Origin of the sequence: Elioraea tepida, assembly GCF_019203965.1 — a bacterium.
Taxonomy (GTDB): domain Bacteria; phylum Pseudomonadota; class Alphaproteobacteria; order Acetobacterales; family Acetobacteraceae; genus Elioraea_A; species Elioraea_A tepida.
Genome location: NZ_CP076448.1, coordinates 3,306,145 through 3,333,139 on the forward strand (window position 1 = coordinate 3,306,145; position 26,995 = coordinate 3,333,139).

The following is a 26,995-nucleotide window of genomic DNA, read 5'->3' on the forward strand; positions in this document are numbered from 1 at the left end:
TCGAGCGCATGGCCCGGGTGTTGACGGCGCAATCACCCGGGCCGGGCACGACGGCGCACGCCGAGCTTCGTCCGCTCGCGAGCCCGGGAGAACGTGTGGTTCTGGTTGCCGGCACCTGCGACACCAAGGGCGAGGAACTCGGCTTCCTGCGCGACCTCCTGCGCGAGGCGAGGCTTTCGGTACGTCTGGTCGATCTCTCCACAAGCGGGCGGCATTCGGGGGCTGACGTGCCGGCGCATCTGGTCGCGGCCTTCCATCCGCGCGGCGCCTCCGCTGGGTCACGGGCGATCGCGGTGCGTCGGTTGCGGCGATGACGGAGGCGTTCGCGCGCTGGATCGTGCGCCAGGAGGGGATCGCCGGAATCATCTCCGCCGGCGGCTCGGGCGGCACGGCTCTCGTCGCGCCGGCGATGCGCGCGCTGCCCGTCGGCATTCCGAAGCTGATCGTCTCCACCGTCGCCTCGGGCGAGGTCAGCCGCTATGTCGGCCCCTCCGACATCACGATGATGCACGCAGTAGCTGACGTTCAGGGGCTCAACGCGATCACCCGCGAGGTTCTGAGCAACACCGCGCACGCGATGGCCGGCATGGTCAAGGCTCGGCTTGCTTCGCCGCGGGGGGCGGAGACGAAGCCCGCGGTCGCGCTCTCGATGTTCGGCGTCACCACGCCCTGCGTACGCCAGGTCATCGCGCAGCTAGGCGACGGCTATGACTGCCTCGTGTTCCACGCCACCGGCATCGGCGGCCAGTCGATGGAGAAGCTGATCGACAGCGGCAAGGTGATGGGCGTGATCGACATCACCACCACCGAGGTGGCCGATCTCTTGATGGGCGGGATCTTCCCCGCCACCGAAGATCGTTGCGGTTCCGTCATACGCAGGCGTATGCCGTATATCGGCTCCGTCGGCGCGCTCGACATGGTGGACTTCGGGCCGCGCGAGACGGTTCCCGAGCGCTATGCCGGCCGGCTTCTCTACCAGCACAACCCGCAGGTCACGCTGATGCGGACCACGCCGGAGGAGAACGCGCGCATGGGCCGATGGATCGGAGAGCGACTGAACGCGATGGGGGGGCCCGGTACGGTTCTTCCTCCCGGAAGGCGGTGTCTCCGCCCTCGACGCGCCGGGCCAGCCCTTCGAGGACCGGGCGGCGCGCGAGGCGCTGTTCGCATCGCTTGAAGCGACCGTCCAGCAGACTCCGTCGCGGCAGCTCATCCGCCTTCCCTACCACATCAACGCGCCCGAGTTCGCCGCTGCCCTCGTCTCGGCCTTCCGGGCGCTGCACGGCGCAGAGTCCGCTCTGCGGCGCGGCGTCCGGCAGGAGCGGCCGCGATGATCCCGCGCTCGGAGATCCTCGCCCGTCTGCGTGCGAAGGTCGCTCGCGGGGAGGCGATCATCGGCGGCGGCGCCGGCACGGGGCTGTCCGCCAAGTGCGAGGAGGCGGGCGGCATCGATCTCATCGTGAGCTACAACTCCGGCCGCTACCGCATGGCAGGTCGCGGCTCACTTGTCGGCTTGCTCGCCTATGGCGACGCCAATGCCATCGTGCTCGAGATGGCGTCTGAGGTCCTGCCGGTGGTGAAGCGCACGCCGGTGCTTGCCGGCGTGAACGGAACCGATCCGTTCCGGCGGATGGATGTGTTCCTCGACGAGGTCAAGCGCCTCGGCTTCTCGGGCGTTCAGATCTTCCCCACGGTCGGCATCATCGACGGACGTTTCCGACGCAACCTCGAGGAGACGGGCATGTCATAAGGCCTCGAGGTGGACATGATCGCCAAGGCGCATGCGCGTGACTTGCTGACGACTCCTTATGTGTTCAACGCGGGCGAGGCGGAGGCCATGGCGCGCGCAGGCGCCGACATCATCGTCTGCCATTTCGGCCTGACGACAGGGGGGACGATCGGCGCGGAGACGGCACTCACCCTCGAGTGCCCCGCGCTGCTCGATGCCTGGGGCGAGGCGGCGCTGCGCGTGAACCCGGAGGTGCTGATCCTCGCCCATGGCGGCCCCGTGGGCGAGCCTGAGGATGCCGCCTACCTGCTCGAGAAGAGCGCCCTGTGCCACGGCTTCTACGGTGCCTCGTCGATGGAGCGCCTGCCGACCGAGCGGGCCTTGACGGAACAGACGCGCGCCTTCACGCGGCTTCGCCTGCGCGGGGGACGGTGAGACGGTCGGAGGAGTACGGAGCATGATGCCATGGTGAGCGGAGCCTTCATCGGCGAGCTGATCCTCTGGATCATCGTCGCCGTCATCGTCATCGCGGTCATCTACTGGGTGATGCAGTATCTCTACCGGCGCTCGATGAAGGAGGTGGCCTTCGTCCGCACCGGCTTCCTCGGTCAGAAAGTGGTGATTGACGGCGGCGCCTTCGTTTGGCCGATCATCCACGACATCACGCCCGTGAACATGAACACGCTGCCGCTGAGGCTCGAGCGCACGCGGCAGGACGCCCTGATCAGCAAAGACCGGACGCGGATCGACATGCAGGCGGAGTTCTACGTCCGCGTCCGGCCCGACAAGGAGGCGGTGGCGACCGCCGCCTCCACGCTCGGACGCCGCACCCTCGAGCCGGAGCGGCTGCACGCCCTGCTCGCCGGCAAGTTCGAGAGCGCTCTCCGGGCCGTCGCCGCCGAGATGACGATGAGCGAGATGCACGAGCAGCGGGCGAAGTACGTCGCCCGCGTCCGTGACGTCGCGCAGGAGGATCTCGCGAAGAACGGGCTCGAGCTCGAGAGCGTGGCGATCATGGACATCGACCAGACACCGCTCGAGTACTTCAACCCGTCGAACCGCTTCGATGCCGAGGGCTTGACAGCGCTGATCCGCGACATCGAGGAGCGCCGCAAGCGTCGAAACGACATCGAACAGAGCTCGATGATCGCGATCCGCGCACGCAATCTCGAGGCCGAGCGAGAGGCGCTCGAGATCGAGCGGCAGAGCGAGGAGGCGAGGCTTGTGCAGGAGCGGGAGATCGAGTTCCGCCGGGCGCAGCAGCGCGCCGAGCTCGCCCGAGAGCGCGCCGCGCGCGAAACCGATGCCGAGCAGGCGCAGATCACCGCGCGCGAGGCGATCGAGCAGGTGCGCATCGTCCAGGAGCGGGCGATTGCCGAGGCGTGGATCGCCAAGGAGGAGGAGATCCAGCGCCGCGAGATCGTCCAGCGCAAGGCAGTCGAGGCAGAGGAGATCGCCGCGCGCGAGGCCTTGGAGAAGCCGAGGATCGCCGAGACCGCGGCGGTCAGCGAGACGCGGATCGCCGAGGACAGGCGGATCCGCGAGCTCGAGATCGAACGCACGCGGGCCATCGAGGGGGCCGAGATCGCGGCGCAGGAGGCCGTCGAGGCCGCCCGGATCGCGCGCGAGAAGGCGCTTGCGGCGGAGCGGATCGCCGCAGAGGTGATGACGCGGGAACGGGAGATTGCGCGCGACAAGGCGCTCGACGAGGCGCGCGTTGCGGCGCAGGAGGCCGTTCGCGCGCGCGAGATCTCGCGCGAGCGCGAGCTCGAGATGGCGGAGATCGCCCGCCGCAAGGCGGTCGAGGAGGCGGAGCAGGCGCGGATCGTCGCGCTTGCCGGGCGGCGCGCCGAAGCGGCCGCGGCCGAGGCCTCGGTGCGGCAGGCGCAGATCACGGCGCAGCGCGAGGTCGAGACGGCCGAGGTCGAGCGCGCGCGCGTGCCCGAGGCGGCACGGATCGAACGGAGGCGGTCGCTCGAGCAGCTCGAGATCGCCCGCATGCAGGCGCTGCGCGAGGCAGAGATCGAGAGCCGCGAGGACATCGAGCGGGCGCGCATTGCCTCCGAACGCGGGCTCGACGAGGTGCGGATCGGCCACGAGACGGAGCGCCGTTGGCTTGAGATCGAGCGCGAGCGGATCATCGAGACGGTGCAGCTCGAGAAGGCGATCGCGCTCGCGCGGAAGTCGCTCGAGGAGAGCGCGGCGAGGATCGAGGCCGACCAGGCGCGGGCGCGCGGCCGAGGCGGAGGAGCGGAGCCGAACCGTTCGCGAAACGGAGATGGCCGCACGCCGTCAGAAGATCGACCTCCTGCTCGCCGAAAAGGCGGCCGCCGAGGTCAGGATCGCGGCTGAGGCGGAGAAGGTCAGGCGCGCCGTCGAGGCGGAGGCGCAGCGGCTGATGAACGAGGCTGAGAACGAGCTGACCGACATGGCGCGCGCCTCACTCTTCCGCCGCAAGCTGCTCGAGCATGTCGAGGGGATCGTCGCCGCCTCCGTCAAGCCGCTCGAGAAGATCCGCGAGATCAAGATCATGCAGCTCGACGGGCTCAACGGAGGCGGCGAGGGCCGAAGGGGCAGCCCGACCGACGAGGTGATCACCTCGGCGCTCCGCTATCGGGTGCAGGCGCCGCTGATCGATGGGCTGCTCTCCGACATCGGCATCGAGGGCGGCAACCTCGCCAAGCAAGGCGGGCTGATCCGCGAGGCGGCTGACATGCAGAGGATCGCGAACGAGGCGCGCAAATCGAGGCCGAAGCCGGAAGGCGGCGAGGGGAAGCGCTAGGCCATGCCGCGCGTTTACGTCTCCTCGGTGATCGACGCCCCGGCCGCCAAGGTGGGGGAGCGGATCCGTGACTTCAATGCGCTTCCGCGCTGGCATCCACGGATCCGCGACAGCCGGATCGAGAACGGCGAGCCCTCGGACAGGGTGGGCTGCGGGCGCGACTTCCACCTCCAGAATGGCGACAGGATCCGCGAACGCCTGCTCGGCCTTTCCGACGACGACATGTTCTGCACCTACGCGATCCTCGAAAGCCCGATGCCGCTGACGGACTATGTCGCGACCATCCGCCTCAAGCCGATCACCGATGGCGATCGCACCTTCGCGGAATGGACGGCAGAGTTCGAGTGCGCGCCGGAGGCGGCGGCGGAGCTGCTCGCCGGGATCGGGCAGAACGTGTTCCAGGCGGGCTTCGACGCCCTGAAGCGGCAGCTGGCGGGCTGAGGCGATGCCGAGAGTGATCCGCAGCACGGTGATCGACTGGCCGGTCGAGGAGGTGTGGGCTGTGCTGCGCGACTTCAACGGGCATGATCGCTGGCACCCGATCGTCGCCGACAGCGTGATCGAGCGCGGTCAGCCCGCCGACAAGGTGGGCTGCGTGCGGTGGTTTCACCTGCGCGACGGTTCCGAATTACGGGAGCTTTTGCTGACGCTGTCTGATGCCGACATGGCCTTCTCCTACTGCCTCCTTGAGACGCCGGTGCCGCTGCTCAACTAGGTCGCGCATGTACGCCTCGCACCGGTGACGGACGGGAACCGCACCTTCTGGCACTGGGAGAGCCGGTTAGACACGCCTCGAGGACGCGAGCGTGAGCTCGCCGATCTCGTCGGCCGAGAGGTCTACGAGGCACCTTTCGCCGCATTGCGCGAGCATCTCATCACAGGGGCGGCGACATGAGCACCGTTGTCGAGACCCATCCGACGGTCGCCGAGGCCGCGCGCGCGCTCGCATCAGGCGAGGCGCTCTATCTCGGCGGCGGTACGCTCGCGATGCGTGCTGCCAATGCTGGCGAGGCGCCGCGTCGCCTTATTCGGAGCACCGACCGCGCGCTGCGCGAGATCGTCTCCTCGGGAGATGTCGTGCGCATCGGTGCTGGGGTGACAATGGCACAGATCCTCGCCAACCGAGAGCTCGCGTTCCTGCACGAGGCGGCGCACCAGGTCGGCGGGCCGCAGGTTCGGGTGATGGGCACGGTGGGCGGCAATCTGTTTGCGCACCACCCCTATGGCGACCTTGCAGTGGCGCCGCTTGCGCTCGGCGCGCGGGTGGTAATGGCGAGGTCATCCGGCGCGCGGCCGCTTGCCGATCTCTTGCGTGACCGTTCCCGCGCTGGGCTTGTTGCGCAGATCGACTGTCCGCGCCCGCGTGATCCGCGCAGCTTCGGGTTCCTGAAGGTGTCGCGCGTTCATCCGCGCGGTGCGTCGATCATCTCGGTCCCGCCCATCTTCCGCGCGAGGGCGGTCGCATCAGGGGGGCGCGTGTCGCCTATGGGGCGATGGGGGCGGCTCCGCTGCAGGCGGCTGCGGTGGAACGTGCCCTTGAGGGACAGGCGCTCGAGCCGGCGACGATCGAGCGCGCGGTTCAGGTGGCGGTGCAGGGGATCGATCCGCCGAGCTGTGCGATCGCCTCCTCCAGGTACCGGCGCGAGGTCGCCGGCATGCATCTCCGTCGTCTGCTCGAGAGCATGGGGCGGGGCTGATGCTGAGGAAGCCTGTCACCTTTACGCTAAACGGCGCGGCGCAAGCGGCGTTCACCGAGGACGGCCAGAACCTGCTCGACCTTCTGCGCCGCGGTGTCGGAGACCTCACCCCGAAGTATGGCTGCGGCCAGGGAGGCTGCAGTGCCTGCACGGTGCTGATCGACGGCGAGCCGCATCTCTCCTGCCTCGTGCTCGCAGAGACGGTTGAGGGACGGCGGATTGAGACGGCAGCGGGGCTCGCGGGGGCCAGCCTGCATTCGCTCCAGGAGGCATTCATGGACCATTTCGCCGCGCAATGTGGCTATTGCACGCCCGGCATGCTGATGGCAGCGAAGGCGCTGCTCGACCGCAACCCTCGCCCGAGCCGTGCCGAGGTGGTCGAGGCGATCTCGGGCAATCTCTGCCGCTGCACCGGCTACGAACCCATTATCGAGGCGATCCTTTCGGTCGCGGAGGGGGGAGGACGGCGATGAGCGAGTCGATGATCGAATTCCGCAAGGAGTTCTTCGCCGACGAGCGCGACGACAGGCTGAATGAGATCGGCCGCCCGACGCGGCGTCAGGACATCCTCGGCCATGTGACGGGGCGTTCGCCCTTTTACGACGATCACCTGTTCCAGGGGCTGTTGCACATGCGCTGCGCGCGCTCGCCCCATCACGCTGCGCGGATTCGGCGGATCGACACCTCGGAGGCGGAACGGAGCGCGGGCGTGGTGCGCGTGCTCACCGACCGTGACGTGCCGCCCAACCTCAACACGCTCCTCTCCCTGCTTGATTTCGGCACCGATGACGAGCCGGTGCTCGGGACCGACCGCGTGCGCTACCAGGGCGAGCCGGTGGCGGCGGTGATCGCCGAGAGCGAGGCGGCGGCGCGCGAAGCCGCGGCAAAGGTACGCGTCGAGTGGGAGGTTCTGCCGCACGTGCTCGATGTCGAGGAGGCGATCCGCCCCGGTGCTCCAGTGGTGCTCGACATCTATCCGGGCAACAAGTTCATCTATCACGGGAAGAACGACCACCAGAAGCTCCGCTACGGCGACGTGGACGCGGCGTTGAAGGGGGCCGACCTCGTGGTCGAAGGCCGCTACCAGATGTCGCCGATCGAGGTGGCGCCGATCGAGACCTGCGGCGCCATCGCCGCGCCCGAGACCAACGATCGGTTCGTCTGCTACACCTCGACGCAGGCGCTGTTCTTCTCGCTCGCGACCACCTCGAAGCTCTTGCGCGTTCCCTCGAGCCGCCGGCATTTCCTTTGCGGAACGGAGGGCAGCGGGTTCGGCGGCAAGGTGGACTCCGTCCATGAGCCGCTCGCGGTGCTCGGCGCGATGGTGACGGGGCGGCCCGTCAAGTTCTTGTGGGACCGCGAGGAGGAGATGCAGGTGGGCGGTCCGCGCGGCGCGGAGCGGTGGTACATCACCGACGGGGTGATGCGTGACGGGAGGATCGTCGCCCGCCGCTTCATCGGCTACTTCGACAGCGGTGCCGACACGCGGCTTTCTTCTTACGCGATCATCAAGGCGGTCGGGCACCTTCGGCGTCCGTACACGATCCCGAACGTCTACGCTGACGTCTATTGCGTCTTCACCAACCGAATGCCCGCGACCGCGATGCGCGGCTTCGGAATCACGGGCGTGGACTTCGCGATCGAGGCGCATATGGACAAGGTGGCGGAGGCGGTCGGGATGAACCCGATCGACCTGCGAATGCTTAACGCCTATCGCGACGGCGACATGAAGGCCCACCGGTGCGTCGCCAAGAATTGCGCGCTGATCGAGTGCTGCCAGGTGGTGCCGGAGAAGGCCGGCGTGCAGCACAGCAACAGCTCGCGCACCGCCTCGTCGCGCACCGGCGGAGGCGGGGAGCGCGGCCGGCTTGCGGCGCACACGGCGCTCGACGAGAAGGGCAAGGTCGAGGGAGTCGCGAGCGGAAGCGACGCGCGCAAGACGGCCTCTGGGCACGGACGCGCGGCCGACCGCCGCGAGCCGTCGCGCGTCGTTCCGGCGCCGCGCCGAGAGGAGCCGGTCATGCCAATGGCCGCGCTTACAGCTCCGAGCCCTGCACCGTCCCCTGCGACGCTTCCGCCGCGGCCTCCGCCGCAACCGCCAGCGGGTGCTCCGCCCGCGCCCGGCGTACCGCCGCGGTCGGGCCCGATCCGCTTCTCCTCCCTCTCCGGCTTCAGGAGGCACTGATGGCGCGTCACCGCGGCCGCGGCTTCGCCGCGGTTAACTATCCGATCGCGATGAACCTCGGCGGCGATCCATCCCAGGCGCTCGTGCACGCGAATCCCGACGGCAAGTTCACCGTCACTCTCTCCTCGATCGATCTCGGCCAGGGCATGAAGTCGGTGACGCGTCAGATTGCCGCCGAAACGCTCGGCGTCCCTGTCGAGGATATCTACGTCGACACGGCCGACAGCGACACCGGCCCGCACTGCATGGGCTCCTTCGCCTCGCGCGGCACGCACTGTGTCGGCAACGCTGTGATCCAGGCGGCACTGGAGGCGAGGGCAGTGATGCTCGAGGCGGCCGCGGAGGAGCTCGAGGTCGATCCCGCCGACCTCGTGACGGACGGCTGCGGCAACATCCATGTTCGCGGTGCTCCCTCACGCTCGATCACCACGATGGCGGCGTGCCAAGCGGCCCAGTTCCGGCAGGGGGCGGACGGTCTCGGGCAGGGGGATCTTCCTGATCCCGCTTTCGGAGGTGGACCCCGAGAGGGGCGAGATGACGCCGGTGTCATGTTTCGCACATGCGGCGATGATCGTCGAGGTGGAGGTCGACGACAAGACGGGCGAGGTCGCCGTGATCGACATGAAGTCGGCCTACGAGGTGGGGAGGGCGCTGAACCCGAAGCTTGTCGAGCAGCAGCTTCGCGGTGGCGCGTGGATGGGCATGAGCCATGCCGCCTGGGAAACGACGGAACCCTACTATCCGGATCCGTCGCACCGGCCGGTTGACTTCCTGGGCTACCTGATGCCGGGGCCGGGGGATCTCGCGCCGCACCACATCTCGATGCTGGAGCGCTCAGCGCCGGACGGGCCCTATGGCGGCAAGGGGCCGGGAGAGATGTGCGCCAAACTCGTTCTGCCCGCGGTGGTGAACGCGATCTATGACGCCGTTGGCGTTCGGATCGATGAGCTTCCGGTCACACCCGAGAAGGTGCTACGTGGCCTTCGCGCTCAAGGCGGGGCGCGGCCGCGCAAGCGCCTCTGAACGATGCCCATCCGCCGCAGCATCGCCGGGCTCAACGGACCGGATGCGGTCGCGCGCGCGATGCGCGACGCCCAGTACATCGCCGACGACGGGCTCGCGACCGCCGCCTAACTTGCCCTTGCTCTCGGCAAGCCGCTCCTGCTCGAAGGCGCGCCAGGTGTGGGGAAGACGGAAGCGGCGAAGGCGCTCGCCTCCGTGCTCGGGAGGGAGCTGATCCGGCTGCAGTGCTACGAGGGGATTGACGCGTCCGCGGCTCTTTACGAATGGAAGTTCCCGCGCCAGATGCTCGCGATTCGCCAGGCGGGCGACGCGTACGTGAACCTCTACGCTGACGAGTATCCGATCGCCCGCCCGCTTCTTCTCGCGCTTCAGGAGCCGCGGCAGAGGCTTCTCCTGTTCGACGAGATCGACAGGGCCGACCGCGAGTTCGAGGCCTTCCTGCTCGAATTCCTCTCCGACTTCACGATCTCGATTCCCGAGCGCGGGACCATCCGCGCCGCCGAGCCGCCCGTGGTGGTGCTGACCTCGAACCGGACGCGCGAGCTCCACGAGGCGTTGCGCTGGCGCTGCGTGTACCCCTGGATCGACTACACGGATCCGGCGCTCGAGACCGAGATCGTGATGATGCGGGCGTCCACAGTCGCGCGCGCGACGGCCGAGCGCGTGGTCGCCGCCGTCAATCGGCTGCGTGCCGAGCCGCTCGCGAAGCCCCCCGGCGTGGCCGAGACTGTCGAGTGGGCGGAGGCCGCCACACTTCTTGCCGCCCAAGGGACACCTTGGCCGCGCGCCTTCGCCCGCGCGATCGGCGTGGCGCTGAAGGATCAGGAGCACCTCTCCTTCCTCGCGTCACGGCTCGATGCCCTGATCACCGAGGCCGTCGCATGATGCTTCCGCGGGCGCTGGCGCCGTTTCTCGCTTTTCCTCAAGCGCTTCGCGAGGCGGGGTTCGCGGCATCGCCAATGCAGACGGAGGGGTTCATCGCCGCCGTCGGGCTGCTCGGCCCCCGCGCGCTCGGCGACGTGCGGCGCGCCGCGCACGCCCTGTTCGGCCCTGAGCCTGAGCGCCGGGCGGGGTTCGACGAGGTGTTCGACCGTGTCTTCCTTGGCCGTTTCATCGCCGCAGCGGTCTCCGGAGAGGCGGAAGATCTCCCGCCGGCCTTCGATGCTGCGGGCTTCGAGCTCCTCTCCGACGGGGGGGAGATCGAGGAAACAGGCGCGCAGGCCACGCGGGCCGAGCGGCGGTCGCGCCGGGAATTCAGTGGGGGCCGCACCGACGATACCGTGCGCCGGCTGAGGCGCACGGCGGCACGTGCTCTGCCGCGCCGCAAGGCGCGACGGCTCGAGCGAGTAGCGGCGGTATCGCCGATCCGCGCCGCACTTTCCGGCTGATGATTCGCCGCGATGGCGAACTGACCCAGCTGCCCACGCGTCGCCGACAGATGAGGCAGCGGCGCGTGCTTCTGCTCATCGATGTCTCCGGCTCGATGAAGACGCTGACGGAGGGAACACTCCGGCTGGCGCATGCTCTCGTACAGGGGGCGGAGCGTGTCGAGGCCTTCACGCTGGGCACGCGGCTTACCCAGATCACCCGCGCGCTTTCGCATCGCGAAGCGGATGCCGCCCTCGCCCGTGCCTCGGGCCTGGTGGCGGACTGGGACGACGGAACGCGTCTTGGCGAGGCGCTCGCCGTGTTCCTCTCCGTACCGCGTTTTGCCTCCTTCGCGCGCGGGGCGCTCGTGATCGTCGTCTCGGACGGGCTCGAGCGCGGCGGGCCAGAAGCCCTCGTTTCGGCGATGGCGCGGCTGCGACGGCTCGCCTGGGGCGTGCTGTGGCTGTCGCCGCTCGCCGCCGATCCGGCGTACCGGCCGGAGACGACGGCGATGCGGGCAATCCTGCCCATGCTCGATCGTCTCGGCAGCAGTGCGAGCGTGGAGGCGATTGCCGATGAGGTGCTCGGCTACGCCCGCAACAGGGGGCGCCGATGACGGTCGATGCGCATTTCCACATCTGGCGCCGTGACGACCTTCCTTGGCTGTCGGGGCCGATGCAGCCGAGGATCTTCGGCCCCTACGAGCCGAACCGGCGCGACTACCTGATCAAGGAATATCTGCTCGACATCGCGGGGCAGGGAGTCGAGGCGGCGGTCTGCATCCAGGCGAACTGGCCGGCCGGAAGGGCCGAGGAGGAGGTCGCCTGGGTCTCCTCGGAGGCGGAGCGAACGGGCTGGCCGCAGGCCATCGTCGGCTCTGGCGATTTGACGCGCGAGGGGGCACGTGACGCCGTGGCTTCGCTCGCCAGAAACCGCCGTCTGCGCGGCATACGCCAGCAGCTGAATTGGCACGAGAACCCGCTCTACCGTTTCGCCGCCCGCCCCGATCTCTGCCTCGATCCGGTGCTGCAGCGGAACGTTGCCTCTCTCGGCGAGCGCGGACTCGTGTTCGAGCTGCAGGTGTTCACGCCGCAGATGGAGGGTGCTGCCGCGCTCGCCGATGCCGCGCCTCTGACCACGCTCGTGCTGCAGCATGCGGGCATGCCTGAGGGTCTCTCTGAGGAGGGCATGGATCGCTAGCGCCGCGGCATGGCGGAGCTTGCGCGGCGGCCGAACGTGGTTGCGAAGCTCTCGGGCCTCGGCACCTTCCTGCGCCGGCTCGATCGTGACCATGTGGCTCGGATCACGGCGGAGACGGTCAAGCTGTTCGGGCCGGAGCGCTGCCTGTTCGGCTCGAACTTCCCGATCGAGAAGCTCTGGACGGACTATGCGGCGCTCATCGCCGCGCATCGTGACGCAGCGCGGCCGCTCGGTGATGGCGCGATGCGCGCGATCTTCAACGACACGGCACGCCGGGTCTACCGGCTCTGAGGGAGAGGGTGTCATGCCGCTCGAGATCAAGATCCTCGACTATGGCGACATCGAGCTCGAGTCGAGCTTCCTCGTGCTCGGTCGCGACTGCGGGCGAACGCGGCGCGTCTGCACCTACGGGTTCCTGATCCTCGGCGGGCAGTATCCGATCGTCGTCGACGCCAGGTATCGCGACAACGCGATCATGGAAACCCTTGGCATGCGCGGGCTGCAGTCGCACGAAAACATGCTCGAGCGGCAACTCGCCAAGCACGGGGTGAAGGTGGGCGACGTGCGCTACGTCGTGCATACCCACCTGCATATCGATCACGCCGGCAAGGACGATCATTTCCCAATGAACACGACGGTGGTCGACAACCGCCGGGAGATGGAGTGCTCCGTCTCCGGCCTGATGCACCCGCAATACCCGAAGCCCGACATCATGCACCTGATCGAGCGCCTGCACACGCCACAGGCGCTGCGCTTCGAGGACCTCGAGCTCTCAGGGCCGATCGAGCTGATCCCCGGCGTGGTGCTCGAGGCGGCGAACGCGCACACCGAGGGGTCGATGAATGTCCATGTCGAGACCGCCGAGGGGCGCGCGACCATCTGCGGCGACGTGATCGACGACATCCAGGAACAGATCGTCGAACCGTTCCGGCTTCATTTCGCTCAGGAGATCCAGGTCACCGGCAACCATGCGGGCTCGAAGCGCGCCGAGAAGGCGGCGGTGAAGAAGCTGCTCAGCACGTCCACCTTCCTCCTGCCGGCGCAGGATCGTCCGGCGAAGGTCGTCCAGGGGCAGATCGTCGGCCGGCTCGGGATGGAGGTGCCGGGGCCAATCACCCAGACTGTCTGTCGCCGCGACTGGTTCCCCGCGTGATCGGAGGCGAGAGGCGATGGCACGTACGGCACTCGACGCTGGATTCGAGCGGCTAATCGATCCCCATGCCCCGGTGCGGCAGATCTGCAGCGGCTTCATCTTCACCGAAGGCCCGGTTTGGTATCCGCAGGAACAGGCGCTCTACTTCTCCGACATGCCGGGAGATGTGCGGCGGCGGTGGGACCGCCACGGCGTGCGCGAAGTGATGCGGCCCTCGAACAAAGCGAACGGGCTCACTTTCGACGCCGCCCTGAACCTGCTCGCCTGCGAGCATGCGACGAGTGCGGTGGCGCGCTTTCGGCCCGACGGAAGGCAGGAGGTTCTGGCGACGCATTTCGAGGGCCGGGAGCTGAACAGGCCGAACGACCTCTGCGTGCACTCCTCGGGGGCGATCTACTTCACCGATCCGTGGTACGGCAGGATGCCACATTACGGCGTAGAACGGCCGCGGCAGCTCGGCTTCCAGGGCGTCTATCGGCTTGCCCCGAACCACATCCCCGGCGCCGAGCCGCAGCTTCTGGTCGAGCGCTATCTGTTCACGCAGCCGAACGGGCTCTGCTTCTCGCCCTGCGAGCGTCTTCCTTACGTGAACGACACGGAGCAGGCGAACATCCGTGTGTTCGAGGTGGCCGAGGACTGATCGCTCCGGAATGGACGGGTCTTCGCCTCCGGCATTCGCGAGAGCCTGAACCCGGGCGTTCCGGACGGGATGAAATGTGACGCGGAGGGCAATGTCTGGGTCACGGGCCCCGGAGGGCTATGGGTGTTCCGGCCTGACGGGAAACATATCGGCCGCGTGTCCATTCCCGAACCGGCGGCGAACCTCGCCTGGGGCGGCGAAGACTGGAGGACGCTGTTCGTGTGCGCCTCCACCTCGATCTATGCGGTCGAGACGAGGGTGGGGCCGCGCAACGAGCCGTTCATGCGCGCGGCCGACTCGGCGCGTGCGCCGCGCGCGTCCGAGTCGTTGCGTCTCGACGCGCGGCGCTGCGCTCTGATCATCCAGGACATGCAGAACGACGTGGTGATGGAGGGCGGCGCCTTCGCCTCCACAGGCTCCGCCCAGCATTGCCGCGAGCAGAACGCGATCGCCAACATCGCCCGCCTTGCGGAACGGTGCCGCGCCTTCGGCGTTCCGGTGATCCATGTCTGGTTCGTCGTCCCGCCAGGCGGCAAGGGCATGACGCTGAACGCGCCGCTGTTCGAGGGGGTGGTGGATGCCAACGCGATGGTGCGCGGCACCTGGGGCGCGGCGCCCGTACCCGGGCTCGAGCCGAGGCCGGGTGACCACGTCGTCGAGAAAAACCGCATGTCGGCCTGGGAAGGCACGATGCTCGAGACGATCCTCAAGGCGGAAGGCCGCGACGTGATCATCGAGACGGGTGCCTGGACGAACATGTCGATCGAGCACACGGCGCGCACAGGGGCCGACAAGGGCTATGTTATGGTGATCCCGGAGGATGCCTGCTCGACGATGAACGCCGATTGGCACCGTGCCTCGATCAACTATGCGATGCAGAGTGTCGCGCTTGTGACGACCACGGATGCCTCGATCGCGGCTCTGGGCTGAGCGGCTGGGCGCGATCAGCCGATCCTCGCCGTGCCGTGTGGTGGGGCAAGGCAGCGATCATGCCGAGGACGGGCGGGTAAGCGGCAGGGCCGTGGCCCCCGCCCTCACCCCGGGTCGGCAGTTCGGGAGGGGAGAGGGGAGCGCTACCGGCACGCCACGGCCTCGCCGAGCGCGCGGCAGCGCGTTTCGCCCTCCGGCACGAGCTGCGCAAGAGCCGGCACCGCCTCGGGCAGGATCAGACGCAGTTCGCCAGAAGCAAAGGGCGCCGCGGCGCGCGCCGCGTCGTCGCACACGGGCGGGGTCAGCCAGCGCGCGACATGCATGGTGCTGACCGGCAGGCCCCGCTCGGAGGCAAGAAGCAGCGCCTCATGCGCCTGCATGAAGTTCCGGGTGGAACCGGCCGGGATGCAGGGCCAGGAGGGCAGAAGCGTCAACCGCTCCGCCTCCGCCATCAGTGCGCGAAGCGCGGGCGCATCGAGCGTCCATCCGGGGCGGGCCGAGGCCCAGGCGGCAAGGTCTCGGCGGATCGGGGTCGCATCGACGATCTGGACCACGCCGACGAGGAGGGCGAGCCAGGGTCCCGCTCTGCCCGCCCCAGCGAGCAGCGCGAACGTCCCGACGAGAAGAGCATAGAGCACCGGCCAGAAGAACCGCCCCGAGGCGCGGAACTGCTCGAGGAAGGCAGGAGCGGCGCCGAGATCAAGGACGATCCGCTCGCCCACACCGACGCGGTGGCTCACTGCAAGCGCGGTGAGCCCGGCGAGCACGAGCGCAAGCCCGGCATGACGTCGGAGCGTCGTCCGAGCCGTTCCAGGCCGAAGCAGCACGACGAGCACGAGCCCCGCGACGAGCCCGGCGCCGAGCCATGCATAGCCCTCCCAGCCGCCGAACCCAGTCGCGTCGATCTCCCCGCCGATGCTGCCGCCAAGCAGCAGAGAGCGATAGGGCCAGAGCGGGGAGAGCAGATTGAGCGCGTAGTTGCCGTAGCCTCCATCCCCCACGGCGCCGAAATAGCCGAGCACCGCCATGGCGGCCGCGACGGCGAGGCCTGAGGCGATGAGCCCCGCTCCGGCCGCGACCCAGCCCCTATCTCCGCGCAGGAGCAGCGTCAGGGGCACCGCTCCAAGGACGGCAAGCGCCATCGCCGCGAGATAGGGGTGGACCAGCAGGGTCGACACCATCGTGAAGGCTGCGAAGGCCCAAAGCAGCGTCGTCTGCCTCCGCACCAGCCTGAGATAGAGGCCGAGCGCGCCCAGGATCGTGGCGTGACCGGTCAGGGCCGCATGGCCGTAGCGCGCGAGCCAGGCAGGGGTGCCAAGGGCGGCGAGGACAATGCCGAGCGCAGGCAGAAGGCGCCGTTCGCCCGTTCCCCGAAGCGCCCAGACGGCGGCCGCCGGCTGGGCAATGGTCATCAGCGCATACCAGAGGCCGATGCCGTGGAACCCAGGTGGCAGGAGGGGTCTGGCGAGCTTGAGCAGCAGAGCGAGCAGCGGGATGGCATCGGCGAAGGCGATGTTCACGCCTTCGGGAGCGTTCATGTTTCGTGCAAGAAGTGGCGGCCAGTGCCATGAGTCGGCGATGAAATACCGCTGCGCAATCGCATGCTGCGCTGCATCACCGACAAGAGCCGTGTCGCCACCGGCGGCGGGGAACAGGAAGTCGGCCGGGAAGACGAGGAGCGCCTGGCAGAGTCCGACCAGCGCGGCGGCGAGATAAGCCGAAAGGCGTGGAAAATGCTGGTCCGCTTCTCTGTGCTGGGTTGCCACCCGCGTCTGGTGCCGTTCCTGCTGTCGCGCGTCAACGCAGGCGGCATCCGCGCCGGCAGGGCGTGTTCGCTCCTCGCGCGGCGGTTGCTGCAGCGCCACAATCCCGCCCCAACCACGTCGTGAAGCCGCCCACGAGGACGGAGAGACTGCGCGCGCTGGTGATCCGAACCACTCCTGGGTGCCGCGGCGAGACCCTCGCAACGGCCGCGTGCGCCCGCAAGGCAGGGACAGCGGGTCCAGCGGGAAAAGAGGATGGTCATGTCCGGTCTTCGGGCCTACCCGTCGTTGCGGGCTCAGTTCTTCGTCGGCCGTTCGGGCGGGCAGCGCGTGGCTGCCGTGCTGCGCCCTGTGGTGAAGCGCGCGATCGATCTCGTCGGCGCTGCCTCGCTTCTTGTCCTGTTGGCGGTGCCGATGCTGGTCATCGCCGCACTCGTGCGCGCCGATGGCGGCCCGGCCCTGTTCTCACATACCCGTGTCGGGCGCGGCGGGCGGCCGTTCAACTGCCTCAAGTTCCGCACCATGGTCGTGGACAGCGAAGCGCAGCTTGCTGCGCTTATCGCCTCCGACGAGGCGGCGCGGGCCGAGTGGGCGGCCACGCGCAAGCTCAAGAACGACCCGCGGGTGACCCGGATCGGCCGCTTCCTCCGCGCGAGCTCGCTCGACGAGCTGCCGCAGCTGATCAACGTGCTGAAGGGCGAGATGAGCCTGGTCGGGCCCCGTCCGGTCCAGGCGTCCGAGCTTGCGACCTACTACGGCGCAGCGGCCGAGCATTACCAGCTCGTCCGCCCCGGCATCACCGGGCCGTGGCAGATCAGCGGCCGAAGCGAGACGAGCTATGACCGACGCGTTGCGCTCGATGTCGCCTACGCGACGCAGCCCTCGCTGCTCGAAGACCTGCGCATCCTGCTCCTGACCCCCGCGGCCGTGCTCTCTCGCCGCGGCGCCTACTGAGCGGTCATCGACGCCGCGTCTCGCCGGCTGCATCGCCTCGGCGGCGGGGCTATTGGTCCGGTCGATGACCGAAGACGTCGCCTCCCGCGCGGGCGGCAGGCGGCTGGTCGCGGGTGTGGCGTGGAACGCGCTCGGCCGCGGCCTACCTCTTCTGCTTGCCCTCGCACTCACCCCGGTGCTGGTCGGCCAGCTCGGGCTCGAACGCTGGGGCCTGTTCACGCTCGCGCTAGCGCTCGTCGGCGTGTTCGGGATGCTCGATCTTGGGGTGGGCCCGGCGCTGACGCGGGCGCTTTCGGAGCGGATCGGGTCAGGCCGGCGCGAGGGGGAGGGCGAACTCGTCGCCTCGGCTCTCGCCGCTCTTGTCGGTTCGAGCGCCCTCTTCGCGGGCCTTGCCTGGGTCGGGATCCGCCCGCTGGTCGAACGGCTTCTGAACGTGCCTCCCGGCCTCGTCGAGGAGGCTGTCGGGGCAATGCGCGTGCTCGTCGCGGCGGCGCCGCTCGTCGTTGCCAACGCCGCTCTCTGGGGCGTGCTCGCCGCGCACCAGCGTTTCCGGGTGGCGAACCTCGTCACCATCCCAGTCTCCGTCTTCTATTATCTCGGGCCGGTTCTTGTCCTGTTGGTGTGGAACTCGCTCATCGGCGCGATGCTCGCTCTCGTCGGCTGCCGGCTCGCCAACACCGTGTCCTATGCGCTTCTAGTGCGGCCCCTGTTGCCCGGCCTCTCCTGGCGCTCGGTCCGGCTCGCGCCTGTGGTGCCGCTTCTTCGCTTCGGCGGATGGATGACCTTCGCCTCCGCCGTGACCCAGGCGCTTCTCTATGCCGACCGCTTCCTGATCGGCGCGCTTCTGACGCTCGAGGCCGTCGCCTTCTACGCCACCCCGCTTGATCTCGTGATCCGGTTTTGGATCCTGCCCGTCGCGGTCGCACAGGCTCTTCTGCCCGCGCTCGCCTCGTCCTTCCGCCTCCTCCCGACCGAGACGGTGGCGCTGGTGCGCAAGGCGACGCTGCTGATCGCGGCGATCGTCCTGCCGGCGGCGGTGGTGCTCGTTGCGCTCGCGAAGCCCGGGCTTCGGCTCTGGCTCGGGGCGGAGTTCGCCGAGGGCGGGGCGGCGGTGCTGCGGATCCTCGGCGTCGGCATCCTGTTCAACTGTGTCGCCTTCGCTCCGGGAAGCCTGATCGAGGCGGTCGGCAGGCCAGACCTCACGGCGCGGTTTGCGCTCGCCCAGGCCCTCGTGTTCGTTCCGCTTTCGGCTCTGCTCCTGCTGGCGATCGGGATCGAGGGGGCTGCGATCGCCTGGAGCCTTCGCGCGGCGGCCGATTGCGCGGGCCGTGCGGTTCTGGCCGCAAGCGTCTATCCGGCGGCGTCGTCGACGCTGCGCGCGCTCGCGGCACCCGTCGGGGCGGCAGGAGCCGGCCTCGCCGCGGCGTCTTCCATGCCGTCTGTCGGCGCCGCCCTTGGGGTCGGCATGGCCTGCCTTGGGCTGTTCGCCGCGCTCGGCTGGCGTACGCTCGCGGCGGACGAGCGCGCCGCCTTTGCCGCTGCGCTGCGCTCCCCGGGAACGCTTCTGCGACGATGAGGGAGATCGTCGTCAACGGCCGATTCCTCACCCAGGCGCTCACCGGCGTGCAGCGCTATGCGATCGAGATCACCCGAGCGCTCGCCACCCTCGTGGCCGAGGGAAGGGCACCGCCGATCCGCCTTGTCGCGCCCCCTGGCACCGTGGCGCCATGGCTCGCCCCGATCCCGGTCGAGACCACGGGGTCACGCCACGGCCAGGTGTGGGAGCAGCTCGACCTGCCGCGGGCCGCGCGCGGGCGGGTTCTGGTCAGCCTTGGCAATACCGGGCCTCTTCTTGCGGGTGCGAAACAGCTCGTCGTCATCCACGACGCCGGCGCCTTCGACACGCCGGAGAGCTACTCCTTCGCCTTCCGGATGTGGTATCGGCTGCTGCAGAGTCTGCTCGCCCGGCGCAAGGCGCGGATCGTCACCGTCTCCGCCTTCTCGCGCGGGCGTATCGCCGCCGCCCTGGCTGTGCCGGAGGCCTTGATCGCCGTGACCTACGAGGGGGGCGAGCACGCGCTTCGAGAGCCGGCCGACCCTTCCATACTCTCCCGCCATGGCCTCGAGCCGCAGCGCTTCGTGCTCGCGGTCGGCACGCGGGCGGCGCACAAGAACCTCGGGGCGCTCGCAGCGGCGGCGCGGCTTCTCGCCGCGCGCGGGATCACGCTCGCCGCCGCCGGCGCGGCCGACCCAGCCGTGTTCCGCCCCGCAGGCGACGTTGCCGGCCCCGGCGCCATCGCCCTCGGCCGGGTGAGCGATGCCGAGCTTCGCGCGCTCTACGAGGCAGCGCTCTGCCTCGTCTTCCCCTCCCGCTACGAGGGCTTCGGCCTTCCGCCGCTCGAGGCGATGGCGAGCGGCTGCCCCGTCATCGCCGCGCGCGCCGGCGCGGTGCCGGAAGTGTGCGGCGACGCGGCTCTGTGGTTCGACCCGGCCATCCCCGAGAGCCTGACGGCGGCGCTCGAACGGCTGCTCGACGAGCCCGGTCTTGCCCCCGCCCTGCGTGCGGCCGGGAAGGAGCGGGCGGCGCGCTTCACCTGGCGGGCAGCCGCCGAGAGGCTGCTCGAGGCCGTGGCGGAGGTGGGCGCATGAAGGTCGCGATCGTGCACGAGTGGCTCGACACCTATGCCGGTTCCGAGCGCGTGCTCGAGCAGCTCCTGCTCGCCTGGCCCGAGGCCGATCTCTTCGCGGTCTGCGACTTCCTTCCCGAGGCGGAACGCGGCTTTCTCGGCGGGCGGAGGCCCCGCACCACCTTCATCCAGCGCCTGCCGTTCGCGCGCACCCAGTTTCGCAAATACCTATCCTTGATGCCGCTCGCGGTCGAGCAGATCGATCTTTCCGGCTACGACCTCGTTCTCTCCTCCTCGCACGCGGTCGCCAAGGGGGTTCTCACCGGGCCGGGGCAGCTGCATGTGAGCTACATCCACTCGCCGATGCGCTACGCGTGGGACCTTCAGCACCAGTATCTCCGCGAGAGCGGCAGCGAGCGGGGGCTCAAGGGAGCGATCGCTCGGTGGATGCTGCACCGGCTTCGGATCTGGGACCGTGCCTCCGCCGCCGGCGTCGACGTGCTGGTGGCGAACTCGAGCTACATCGCGGAGCGGATCCGCAAGGTGTGGCGGCGCGAGAGCGTGGTGATCCACCCCCCCGTGGCGGTGCACCGCTTCACGCTTCGACGCGACAAGCAGGACTACTACCTCGTCGCCTCGCGCATGGTTCCCTACAAGCGGGTCGAGCTTGTCACGGCGGCGTTCCGGCGCATGCCCGGCCGCAAGCTCGTCGTGATCGGCGACGGGCCGAACATGAAGGCGGTCCGCGATGCGGCCGGAGGAGCGGCCAACATCACATTCCTGGGGCGTGTCTCGCAACCGGAACTGATCGACCGGATGCAGGGCGCGCGCGCCGCGCTGCACGCCGCCGAGGAGGATTTCGGCATCGCCATCGTCGAGGCGCAGGCCTGCGGCACGCCGATGATCGCCTATGGCCGCGGCGGGGCGCTCGACATCGTGCGCGCGCCCCCGGCGAACCAGCCGACCGGAGTGTTCTTCGCCGAACAGACACCCGAGAGCATCATCGCCGCCGTCGAGCAGTTCGAGGGGCTGGCTGAGGCGATCACGCCTGAGGCCTGCCGCGCGAACGCGATGCGCTTCGGCGAGGCGGTGTTCCGCGATGCGATGAAGGCGCTTGTTGCTCGCGAGCTGGGAGCGCGATGACCGCGTTCAGCCTGATCGTCGCGACCAGGGGGCGAAGCGCCGAGCTCGGCCAGATGCTCGAGAGCGTGGTCGCCCAGGCGCCGGTCGAAGCCGAGGTGATCGTCGTCGACCAGAACGACGATGATCGTGTCGCATCCGTGATCGCCCCTTTTGCAGAACGTCTGCCGCTCATCCACATCCGTTCTGCGATCGCGAACGCCAACCACGCCCGCAATCTCGGCCTCAGCCATGCGCGCGCGCCGCTCGTTCTGTTCCCCGACGATGACTGCGTTCTTCCCGCGGGCGTGCTCGCCCGCGCCGCGAGCGCCTTCGCCGCCGACCCGGCACTCGGCGTGCTTACCGGCCCCGCAGCCTCACCCGAGGGAAGGCTCGGATCCGGGCGCTGGCGCGCCCAAAGCGGGCCGATCACGCTCGCCAATCTCTGGACCAGCGTCATCGAGTTCAATCTCTTCCTACGCCGCGAGGTCGCGCTCGCTCTGGGCGGGTTCGACGAGGCGCTGGGGCCCGGAACGCCGTTCGGCTCGGCCGAGGGCAATGATCTCGTGGCGCGGGCGATCCGGCGCGGCATCGCCGCCCGCTACGACCATGACCTCCGGATCGTGCATCCGGACAAGCGGATGACCGACGTCGCCGTCGAGCGTGCGGCCCTCTACGGCGCCGGGCTCGGCGTGGTGCTGCGCCGCCACGCTCGCGTTGGAACGATCCTGTCCTTCGTGATCCGCCCTCTGGGCGGCCTCGCGCTCGGCCTTGCGCGGGGGAACCTGCTGGCCGCGCGCTATCACGCCGAGACCCTGCGCGGCCGGTTTCGCGGGCTGATGGCGGGAGAGGTGGCGCGTCGGGCCCCGGCCCAGGCGCTCGAGGCGGTGGCATGACCCTCTCGATCGCCATCGGCATCGCCACGCGTGGCCGGCCCGCTATCCTCGCCGAGACGATCGCCGAGCTCTCACGCCAGACTCGCGCGCCCGAGGCGATCCTCGTCTGCCATGTGGATGAGGAGGATGTCGGCGATCTGCCGGCGCGCCGGCCCGACATTCGTTTCCTCAAGGCAGAGGCCGGGCTGCCGAAACAGCGCAACGCCATCCTCGAGGCAGCGCGCGAGGATGTGGTGCTGTTCCTCGACGACGACTTCCTCGCCGCCCCGTCCTACCTCGAGGTGTTGGGGCGCGTGCTCGAGGCGCGACCGGACTGCGTCGTCGCGACCGGGACGGTGATCGCCGACGGCGCCAAGGGGCCCGGGATCTCGGTCGAGGAGGGGCGGGCGATCCTCGCCGCCGACATCCCGCCACCCGATCTGCTCGCCGCCGCGCCGCACTTCAACGGCTATGGTTGCAACATGGCGTTCCGGATGGCGCCGGTGCGCGCGCACCGGATCCGCGTCGACGAAGCGCTGCCGCTCTATGCGTGGTACGAGGACATCGATGTGACGCGACGTCTTGCTGCCTATGGAACGATCCTGCGGCTTGCCGGCGCCCGCGGTGTGCATCTCGGCGCGAAGGCGGCGCGCACGCCTGGGCTTCGCCTCGGCTACAGCCAGGTCGCGAACCCGATCTATCTCGCGCGGAAGGGGAGCTTTCCCTGGAGCCATGCGATCCCCTCGGCCGCACGCCACTGCGCGATCAACCTCGTGCGCTCGATCGCGCCCGAGCCTCATGTCGACCGCTGGGGGCGGTTCCGCGGCAACATGCTCGCGCTGTGGGACCTCCTGCGCGGCCGGGCGCACCCGGGCCGTATCCTCTCGCTCTGATCGCCTCAGGGAGCGGGGAAGGGCGCGTCTGTCCGCCCCATCATCCAGTAGGCGACGAGCCCGATCCACTCGCGCAACGCTCCCTCGACCTGGGCGAGGCGCTCGGGGAAGGGAGCGTCGTAGAGGGCTGCGAAGCTGCGTCCCGTCCTGTAGTTGACGGGCCAGGGGACGACGGGCCACCCGGCGGCGCGGAACACGCCGACGGCGCGCGGCATCTTGCTTGCCGAGGTGACAAGCAGCCACGTCTCGCCCGGTTTCGGATTGATGAGCTCCTTGGTCAGCACAGCGTTCTGGTGCGTGTTTCGGCTCTTGTCCTCGTAAGTCACGCGCGCCTGATCGAGGCCCATCGCGGTCCAGAGCGCGCGAGCGACATCCGCCTCGGTCAGCCCCCCATGCACGAGCGATCCCTGGCCGCCGGTGAAGACGATCCGCGCCTGCGGGTAGCGCCGGGCGAGGGCGATCGCCTCCGTCATCCGCTCGGCCGCGCCGTTGAGAGCGGGGATCCCGCGCGCCTCGGTCAGGTTCTGATCCACCGCGCCGCCGAGCACGATCACGCCATCGACGTGCGTGGGTGGCTCGACGGGGCGGGAAAACCGTTCCTCAAGCGGGATGAGCAGGAGCGGGGCCACGGGGGTTGCGAGCACCACCACGAAGAAGCCGAGGCCGAAGGCGAGCGGCCAGCGGCCCCAGCGCCGCCCGCGCCACCACGCGACGAGGCCGACAAGGCACAGCAGAAGCGCGAAGGTGCCGGGGCGCAGCACGAACCAGAGCAGCTTCGAGAGCACATAGCTCAGCGTCGTCATCGCGGATCCCTGAGACGGTAGATCTCGACCGGCCCGTTCGCCTCGAGAACACGTGCGGCAAACTCGTAGTGGCGCCCGAGCGTCGCCTCGATCGCGGCCCGGGCAGGCGGGCGCATGGCCGTCCACCAGCCGCGATCGACCACGATCGCCGCAGGGCGCGCGGCAAGCACGCGGTCGAGCTCCGCATCGGCGTCGATGCCGGTCACCCCGCTGTACCAACCGGCGAGGTGTTGGGGAAAGGCGAAGCGGGTCGGCACCGCCATGCCCGAAAGCACATAGACCACCGGATGGTAGTTGGCGATGTAGACGGTGGAGCCTTCCGGGACAATCTCGCGCAGTGACTGCGCGACCAGCCGGATAGGGTCGGCGCGCCGGAAGCCTGGGCCGGTCTCGATCCGGCGCGCGGCATCGCCGGTCCAGGTGTCGGCGGCGATGAAGCCGAGCGCGGCGGCAAGCAGGAGGCCCGGACGCGCCGGCAGGATTCGCCGCGCCAGAGCCCATGCGCCGGCGGCGGCAAGCAGCGACAGCGGCGGCTGCCAGATCAGGAAGTAGTGATTGAAGAACTGCCCGGGAGCGGCGATGGCGAGCGTGGTGGCCACGAGCCAGCCGAGGCCGAACCCCGCGACGCGCCGCACCTCGCCGCCGGGCAGCGCCGTGGCGGCGGCGAGCACGATCGGCCAGATGAGGAACAGGGTAACAGCCACCAGCATCCAGGCGCCGTCACGGAACGTGATCGCGGCGCCGAGATAGCGGAAGGGGGCGACGAACCAGACATCGAGGAAGATGTCGAAGGCGCCCTGCGCCGCGTAGGCCAACCCCACGAGCAGGGTCGGCGCGCCGCAGGCGGCGGTATAGAGCGCCGCGTGTCGGAGCAGGGCAGGCGGGGCGAGCAGTCGTTTCGTCAGAGCAGGTCCGACCATCACCGCGAACGCGAAGCAGCCCTCGAAGAACGCAACCGACTTGATCACGAGGGCGATGCCGACGAGCAGGCCCGCAAGCGCGATCCGCACGGGCCTTGGGGGCTGCAGATCGTCGAGCGTACGCACCCCCTCGCGGGCCGCGAGCGCAAGCGCGGCGACGACGAAGGGCGAGAACAGCACCTCCGTGTTGGTGGCGAGGCCGCCGAAATTCGTTGTCAGAGCGATCGAGAGCAGGCCAGCGGCATAGGCCGGCACGGCGGGCAGCCCGAGCACGCGAGCAAGCGCGAAGAGCGCGGTTCCGGCCACTGCCACGGCAACTGCGCCGAGCAGCCGCACGGCGAAGATCACGGGAAGGGGCAGCATCAGCGCGAGCGCGACGAGCGCCGGCGCGCCGATCGGGTGCATGTCCCATACACCGATCAGCGGCCAGGTGCCGGCAAGCCAGTCCCGCGCCTGGAGGATGTAGAGCCCCTCGTCGGTGTCGATCACCGCCGGAACGAAGGAGAGCGAGCGCAGAGCAAGCGAGGCGGCGAGCATTGAGAGAGCGAGGCCGACTGGGCTCGTGAGAGCGGGAACGAGCGGGCTCACCGAACGCCCTCGGTGATGGTTCCCTCCGGCAGGTCCTCGAAGGGCGGGGCGAGCCGGCGCAGATGGGAGGGGATCGGGCGGTCGCCCCAGCCCGGGAGAAGAACGACGAGCCCGTCGATGAGCAGCATCGGGTCGCGCTCCCGGTCGCGTCCGAAATCGGCGCGCTTGAGCGTGTCGCGGTCGCGCAGGACATAGACCGTGCCGGGCTCGTGACGGCCGGAGAAGAGCTGCGCGGCGATCTTCTCTCGGAGCGCGGCGATCGCGCCCGGGTCGATCCGCGCCAGATAGACGGCATCGGTCGTCATGCCGTGACGTATGGCGAAGCGCGCGGTGGATTCCCAGTGAAGCCCGCGGTCGGCCGCCGGCACCGCACGGATCCGCGTGTAGGCCTTGCCGATCTCGTCCCAGAACGGATCGGGCAGGCGCTCGGGCTGGATCCGCGGCTCCTTGATCACGAGCGATTCGTAGTGGCGGATCGAGGGCAAAAGATCGACGAGCTGAACGGCGGCGAGTGCGGCAAAGAGAAGGGCGGCGAGCCGGGCACGGTTCGGCCCGAGCGCGCGCAGCGTCACGATCGCCGCCGAAGCGAGCAGGGCATAGGCGAGCGGCCAGGCGAAGCGGGTCGAGGCGCGCAGGATTCCGGCAAGCCTCAGCATCCAGGGCGGCGGCTCGAACAGGGTGATCCGCACGCCGGCGATGGAGGGCATGTGCGTCATCGCGAACAGGATCAAGGCGATCAGAACGACCACAAGCGGCCAGCTGCGCATGAGCGCGGCACGGATCCCGAGGTCGCGCCGGAGACACACGGTCACGAGCCCGGCGGCGAGCAGCAGGATCCCCCCGAGGCCAAGATAGTCGCTGCCCGACTCGCCGTGGCGCAGGTCCGGGATCGGCGGCAGGATCGATCCCCACAGGGTGCTGTCGAACCAGGCGAGCACGTTGAACCCGAGATCTCCGTAGCCCCAGGCCTCGAGACCGGCGCGCAGAACGAAGAACCCGGCGGCCCAGAGCCCGGCCGCGCCGAGCGCGGGCACGAGCACGGCCTCGGCAGCACGCCCCAGGGCGGGGGCGGCGATGGTCCGACGCAGCCAGTCAGCTCCCCACAAGGCGCCGACCATGACGAGCAGGTAGGAATGCACGAGGCTCGTGGCGGAGACGAGCAAGGCCCAGGCCAGAGGGCGCCGCGCGCCGCGCCCCTCCGTGAAGCAGAGCAGGAGGGCTGCGAGTACCGTCCACTGCCCCGCGAGCGCGAGGTGGCCCGCCATGCGCATCAGCATCATCGGCTGCAGGGCGAACAGCGCCGAGGCACCGAGCAGCGCGAGCGTTCCGGCCGGGGTGATGCCGATGCCGGACAGCGCGGCGAGTCTGAGCCCGAGCACCGCCTGCGCCATGCCGCAGAAGAGGAGCCACATGCCCCAATACTGTTCGACTGTGACGAGGCTCCGGATCGCCTTCAGCGGGAGCGCGATGAGCGGGATGGTGTCGGCGTAGAAGATCGAACTCGACAGCTCGAGACCGTAGTTGGGGTTCAGCCCGGGCGGGATGTGCCAGGCGTCACGGCGGAACCAGCTCCAGCCGAGCCAGTACTGCACCGGGTCGGGCCCCATGGGGCCTGCGAGCATCCATCCCGTGGCGGTCGGCGACAGGACTCCCTCCCAGAACTCCCACGGTGTGGGGCCGAACGACAGCACCACCACCGCCGCACCGATAGCGGCCGCGGCGAGATGAGCCATCAGGCCGGGGATC

The 26,995-nt window shown here is 69.5% G+C and carries 27 protein-coding genes and 6 pseudogenes; 29 read left to right on the forward strand and 4 right to left on the reverse strand.

Annotated elements, in window-relative coordinates:
- Positions 1-8 precede the first annotated feature (8 nt).
- The 22 genes and pseudogenes from KO353_RS16925 to KO353_RS16595 all read left to right on the forward strand — a co-directional run bounded on the left by KO353_RS16925 (position 9) and on the right by KO353_RS16595 (position 14,707).
- On the forward strand, positions 9-314 hold the full coding sequence (locus KO353_RS16925; protein WP_328774480.1) for a Tm-1-like ATP-binding domain-containing protein: 306 nt from the start codon (positions 9-11) through the stop codon (positions 312-314).
- Entirely contained in the window at positions 311-1,177 is an 867-nt protein-coding gene (locus tag KO353_RS15895; protein WP_328774481.1) for a Tm-1-like ATP-binding domain-containing protein, read from the forward strand. The genes KO353_RS16925 and KO353_RS15895 overlap by 4 nt, the downstream gene beginning before the upstream one ends.
- Positions 1,128-1,334, forward strand: a pseudogene (locus tag KO353_RS16930) (hypothetical protein); the annotation flags it as partial. The gene KO353_RS15895 and the pseudogene KO353_RS16930, both read left to right, overlap by 50 nt.
- A pseudogene (locus KO353_RS15900) lies at positions 1,331-2,164 on the forward strand (phosphoenolpyruvate hydrolase family protein). The pseudogenes KO353_RS16930 and KO353_RS15900, both read left to right, overlap by 4 nt.
- Positions 2,165-2,194: 30 nt before the next feature.
- Positions 2,195-4,081: an SPFH domain-containing protein gene (locus KO353_RS15905; RefSeq protein ID WP_218285734.1), complete on the forward strand. Its 1,887-nt coding sequence runs from the start codon at positions 2,195-2,197 to the stop codon at positions 4,079-4,081.
- On the forward strand, positions 4,008-4,511 hold the full coding sequence (locus KO353_RS15910) for a flotillin domain-containing protein (RefSeq protein ID WP_218285735.1): 504 nt from the start codon (positions 4,008-4,010) through the stop codon (positions 4,509-4,511). The genes KO353_RS15905 and KO353_RS15910 overlap by 74 nt, the downstream gene beginning before the upstream one ends.
- Before the next feature lie 3 nt (positions 4,512-4,514).
- A complete protein-coding gene (locus tag KO353_RS15915) occupies positions 4,515-4,952 on the forward strand; it encodes an SRPBCC family protein (RefSeq protein WP_218285736.1) in 438 nt (145 codons plus the stop codon).
- Positions 4,953-4,965: 13 nt separating this feature from the next.
- Entirely contained in the window at positions 4,966-5,226 is a 261-nt protein-coding gene (locus KO353_RS15920; protein WP_218285737.1) for an SRPBCC family protein, read from the forward strand.
- Between the two features lie 24 nt (positions 5,227-5,250).
- Positions 5,251-5,406 carry a hypothetical protein gene (locus KO353_RS15925; RefSeq protein ID WP_218285738.1) on the forward strand — a complete coding sequence of 52 codons (156 nt, stop codon included), beginning with the start codon at positions 5,251-5,253 and terminating at the stop codon, positions 5,404-5,406.
- A pseudogene (locus KO353_RS17115) lies at positions 5,403-5,771 on the forward strand (FAD binding domain-containing protein); the annotation flags it as partial. The gene KO353_RS15925 and the pseudogene KO353_RS17115, both read left to right, overlap by 4 nt.
- A gap of 203 nt (positions 5,772-5,974) precedes the next feature.
- On the forward strand, positions 5,975-6,208 hold the full coding sequence (locus KO353_RS15935; RefSeq protein ID WP_268906243.1) for an FAD binding domain-containing protein: 234 nt from the start codon (positions 5,975-5,977) through the stop codon (positions 6,206-6,208).
- Positions 6,208-6,681, forward strand: a complete 474-nt coding sequence (locus KO353_RS15940; RefSeq protein ID WP_218285739.1) for a (2Fe-2S)-binding protein — start codon at positions 6,208-6,210, stop codon at positions 6,679-6,681. Before KO353_RS15935 ends, KO353_RS15940 begins: the two co-directional genes overlap by 1 nt.
- Entirely contained in the window at positions 6,678-8,393 is a 1,716-nt protein-coding gene (locus KO353_RS15945) for a xanthine dehydrogenase family protein molybdopterin-binding subunit (RefSeq protein WP_218285740.1), read from the forward strand. The genes KO353_RS15940 and KO353_RS15945 overlap by 4 nt, the downstream gene beginning before the upstream one ends.
- Positions 8,393-8,797: pseudogene (locus KO353_RS17120) on the forward strand (molybdopterin cofactor-binding domain-containing protein); the annotation flags it as partial. The gene KO353_RS15945 and the pseudogene KO353_RS17120, both read left to right, overlap by 1 nt.
- The gene (locus KO353_RS16810; protein WP_268906199.1) at positions 8,790-9,416 is read left to right on the forward strand and encodes a molybdopterin cofactor-binding domain-containing protein; all 627 of its coding nucleotides are present in this window, start codon (positions 8,790-8,792) and stop codon (positions 9,414-9,416) included. The pseudogene KO353_RS17120 and the gene KO353_RS16810, both read left to right, overlap by 8 nt.
- Positions 9,417-9,554: 138 nt before the next feature.
- Positions 9,555-10,301 (forward strand): AAA family ATPase, encoded by a 747-nt coding sequence (locus KO353_RS15960; RefSeq protein ID WP_268906244.1) that lies wholly within the window; start codon positions 9,555-9,557, stop codon positions 10,299-10,301.
- A 74-nt stretch (positions 10,302-10,375) separates the two neighbouring features.
- Positions 10,376-10,804 (forward strand): hypothetical protein, encoded by a 429-nt coding sequence (locus tag KO353_RS16585; RefSeq protein WP_235691932.1) that lies wholly within the window; start codon positions 10,376-10,378, stop codon positions 10,802-10,804.
- Positions 10,804-11,400 (forward strand): VWA domain-containing protein, encoded by a 597-nt coding sequence (locus KO353_RS15965; protein ID WP_235691933.1) that lies wholly within the window; start codon positions 10,804-10,806, stop codon positions 11,398-11,400. The genes KO353_RS16585 and KO353_RS15965 overlap by 1 nt, the downstream gene beginning before the upstream one ends.
- Positions 11,397-12,275: pseudogene (locus KO353_RS16590) on the forward strand (amidohydrolase family protein). Before KO353_RS15965 ends, KO353_RS16590 begins: the two are co-directional and overlap by 4 nt.
- 13 nt (positions 12,276-12,288) lie before the next feature.
- Positions 12,289-13,137 carry an MBL fold metallo-hydrolase gene (locus tag KO353_RS15980; protein ID WP_218285746.1) on the forward strand — a complete coding sequence of 283 codons (849 nt, stop codon included), beginning with the start codon at positions 12,289-12,291 and terminating at the stop codon, positions 13,135-13,137.
- Between the two features lie 16 nt (positions 13,138-13,153).
- Positions 13,154-13,993 (forward strand): annotated as a pseudogene (locus KO353_RS15985) (SMP-30/gluconolactonase/LRE family protein); the annotation flags it as partial.
- 66 nt (positions 13,994-14,059) lie between these two features.
- Positions 14,060-14,707: a cysteine hydrolase gene (locus tag KO353_RS16595; RefSeq protein WP_268906245.1), complete on the forward strand. Its 648-nt coding sequence runs from the start codon at positions 14,060-14,062 to the stop codon at positions 14,705-14,707.
- Between the two features lie 143 nt (positions 14,708-14,850).
- Here the strand turns inward: KO353_RS16595 and KO353_RS15995 are convergent, their stop codons facing one another.
- The gene (locus KO353_RS15995) at positions 14,851-16,407 is read right to left on the reverse strand and encodes a DUF6311 domain-containing protein (protein ID WP_235692140.1); all 1,557 of its coding nucleotides are present in this window, start codon (positions 16,405-16,407) and stop codon (positions 14,851-14,853) included.
- On the opposite strand from KO353_RS15995, the gene KO353_RS16000 reads away from it, so the two are divergent.
- The 7 genes from KO353_RS16000 to KO353_RS16030 all read left to right on the forward strand — a co-directional run bounded on the left by KO353_RS16000 (position 16,309) and on the right by KO353_RS16030 (position 22,938).
- Positions 16,309-16,596 (forward strand): hypothetical protein, encoded by a 288-nt coding sequence (locus KO353_RS16000; RefSeq protein WP_218285750.1) that lies wholly within the window; start codon positions 16,309-16,311, stop codon positions 16,594-16,596. The two genes, KO353_RS15995 and KO353_RS16000, sit on opposite strands and share 99 nt — an antisense overlap.
- Positions 16,597-16,731: 135 nt before the next feature.
- On the forward strand, positions 16,732-17,424 hold the full coding sequence (locus KO353_RS16005; protein WP_235691934.1) for a sugar transferase: 693 nt from the start codon (positions 16,732-16,734) through the stop codon (positions 17,422-17,424).
- Positions 17,425-17,488: 64 nt separating this feature from the next.
- Entirely contained in the window at positions 17,489-19,000 is a 1,512-nt protein-coding gene (locus tag KO353_RS16010; protein ID WP_218285752.1) for a flippase, read from the forward strand.
- Positions 18,997-20,073: a glycosyltransferase family 4 protein gene (locus tag KO353_RS16015; protein ID WP_218285753.1), complete on the forward strand. Its 1,077-nt coding sequence runs from the start codon at positions 18,997-18,999 to the stop codon at positions 20,071-20,073. Before KO353_RS16010 ends, KO353_RS16015 begins: the two co-directional genes overlap by 4 nt.
- Positions 20,070-21,194: a glycosyltransferase family 4 protein gene (locus KO353_RS16020; protein ID WP_218285754.1), complete on the forward strand. Its 1,125-nt coding sequence runs from the start codon at positions 20,070-20,072 to the stop codon at positions 21,192-21,194. The genes KO353_RS16015 and KO353_RS16020 overlap by 4 nt, the downstream gene beginning before the upstream one ends.
- On the forward strand, positions 21,191-22,066 hold the full coding sequence (locus tag KO353_RS16025) for a glycosyltransferase family 2 protein (protein WP_218285755.1): 876 nt from the start codon (positions 21,191-21,193) through the stop codon (positions 22,064-22,066). The genes KO353_RS16020 and KO353_RS16025 overlap by 4 nt, the downstream gene beginning before the upstream one ends.
- On the forward strand, positions 22,063-22,938 hold the full coding sequence (locus KO353_RS16030) for a glycosyltransferase family 2 protein (RefSeq protein ID WP_218285756.1): 876 nt from the start codon (positions 22,063-22,065) through the stop codon (positions 22,936-22,938). Before KO353_RS16025 ends, KO353_RS16030 begins: the two co-directional genes overlap by 4 nt.
- Before the next feature lie 5 nt (positions 22,939-22,943).
- On the opposite strand, the gene KO353_RS16035 is transcribed toward KO353_RS16030, so the two are convergent.
- Genes KO353_RS16035 through KO353_RS16045 form a run of 3 tightly spaced genes read right to left on the reverse strand, consistent with a single transcriptional unit; the run spans position 22,944 to position 26,982 of the window.
- Entirely contained in the window at positions 22,944-23,741 is a 798-nt protein-coding gene (locus KO353_RS16035; RefSeq protein WP_218285757.1) for a YdcF family protein, read from the reverse strand.
- Complete coding sequence (locus KO353_RS16040) at positions 23,738-25,249, reverse strand: hypothetical protein (RefSeq protein WP_218285758.1); 1,512 nt, start codon at positions 25,247-25,249, stop codon at positions 23,738-23,740. The genes KO353_RS16035 and KO353_RS16040 overlap by 4 nt, the downstream gene beginning before the upstream one ends.
- A complete protein-coding gene (locus KO353_RS16045) occupies positions 25,246-26,982 on the reverse strand; it encodes a DUF6311 domain-containing protein (protein WP_218285759.1) in 1,737 nt (578 codons plus the stop codon). The genes KO353_RS16040 and KO353_RS16045 overlap by 4 nt, the downstream gene beginning before the upstream one ends.
- Between the last annotated feature and the right edge of the window lie 13 nt (positions 26,983-26,995).

Bases quoted from the DNA above. Each gene is read 5' to 3' on its own strand.
- KO353_RS16035 (WP_218285757.1), bottom strand. From the start codon at position 23,741: ATGACGACGCTGAGCTATGTGCTCTCGAAGCTGCTCTGGTTCGTGCTG.
- KO353_RS15895 (WP_328774481.1), top strand. From the start codon at position 311: ATGACGGAGGCGTTCGCGCGCTGGATCGTGCGCCAGGAGGGGATCGCC.
- KO353_RS16585 (WP_235691932.1), top strand. From the start codon at position 10,376: ATGCAGACGGAGGGGTTCATCGCCGCCGTCGGGCTGCTCGGCCCCCGC.
- KO353_RS16925 (WP_328774480.1), top strand. From the start codon at position 9: ATGGCCCGGGTGTTGACGGCGCAATCACCCGGGCCGGGCACGACGGCG.
- KO353_RS15945 (WP_218285740.1), top strand. From the start codon at position 6,678: ATGAGCGAGTCGATGATCGAATTCCGCAAGGAGTTCTTCGCCGACGAG.
- KO353_RS16810 (WP_268906199.1), top strand. From the start codon at position 8,790: ATGTTCGCGGTGCTCCCTCACGCTCGATCACCACGATGGCGGCGTGCC.
- KO353_RS15905 (WP_218285734.1), top strand. From the start codon at position 2,195: ATGGTGAGCGGAGCCTTCATCGGCGAGCTGATCCTCTGGATCATCGTC.
- KO353_RS15980 (WP_218285746.1), top strand. From the start codon at position 12,289: ATGCCGCTCGAGATCAAGATCCTCGACTATGGCGACATCGAGCTCGAG.
- KO353_RS16025 (WP_218285755.1), top strand. From the start codon at position 21,191: ATGACCGCGTTCAGCCTGATCGTCGCGACCAGGGGGCGAAGCGCCGAG.
- KO353_RS15910 (WP_218285735.1), top strand. From the start codon at position 4,008: ATGGCCGCACGCCGTCAGAAGATCGACCTCCTGCTCGCCGAAAAGGCG.
- KO353_RS16000 (WP_218285750.1), top strand. From the start codon at position 16,309: ATGCTGCGCTGCATCACCGACAAGAGCCGTGTCGCCACCGGCGGCGGG.
- KO353_RS16015 (WP_218285753.1), top strand. From the start codon at position 18,997: ATGAGGGAGATCGTCGTCAACGGCCGATTCCTCACCCAGGCGCTCACC.
- KO353_RS16595 (WP_268906245.1), top strand. From the start codon at position 14,060: ATGCGCGCGGCCGACTCGGCGCGTGCGCCGCGCGCGTCCGAGTCGTTG.
- KO353_RS15915 (WP_218285736.1), top strand. From the start codon at position 4,515: ATGCCGCGCGTTTACGTCTCCTCGGTGATCGACGCCCCGGCCGCCAAG.
- KO353_RS16045 (WP_218285759.1), bottom strand. From the start codon at position 26,982: ATGGCTCATCTCGCCGCGGCCGCTATCGGTGCGGCGGTGGTGGTGCTG.
- KO353_RS16005 (WP_235691934.1), top strand. From the start codon at position 16,732: ATGTCCGGTCTTCGGGCCTACCCGTCGTTGCGGGCTCAGTTCTTCGTC.
- KO353_RS16010 (WP_218285752.1), top strand. From the start codon at position 17,489: ATGACCGAAGACGTCGCCTCCCGCGCGGGCGGCAGGCGGCTGGTCGCG.
- KO353_RS15965 (WP_235691933.1), top strand. From the start codon at position 10,804: ATGATTCGCCGCGATGGCGAACTGACCCAGCTGCCCACGCGTCGCCGA.
- KO353_RS15940 (WP_218285739.1), top strand. From the start codon at position 6,208: ATGCTGAGGAAGCCTGTCACCTTTACGCTAAACGGCGCGGCGCAAGCG.
- KO353_RS16030 (WP_218285756.1), top strand. From the start codon at position 22,063: ATGACCCTCTCGATCGCCATCGGCATCGCCACGCGTGGCCGGCCCGCT.
- KO353_RS16020 (WP_218285754.1), top strand. From the start codon at position 20,070: ATGAAGGTCGCGATCGTGCACGAGTGGCTCGACACCTATGCCGGTTCC.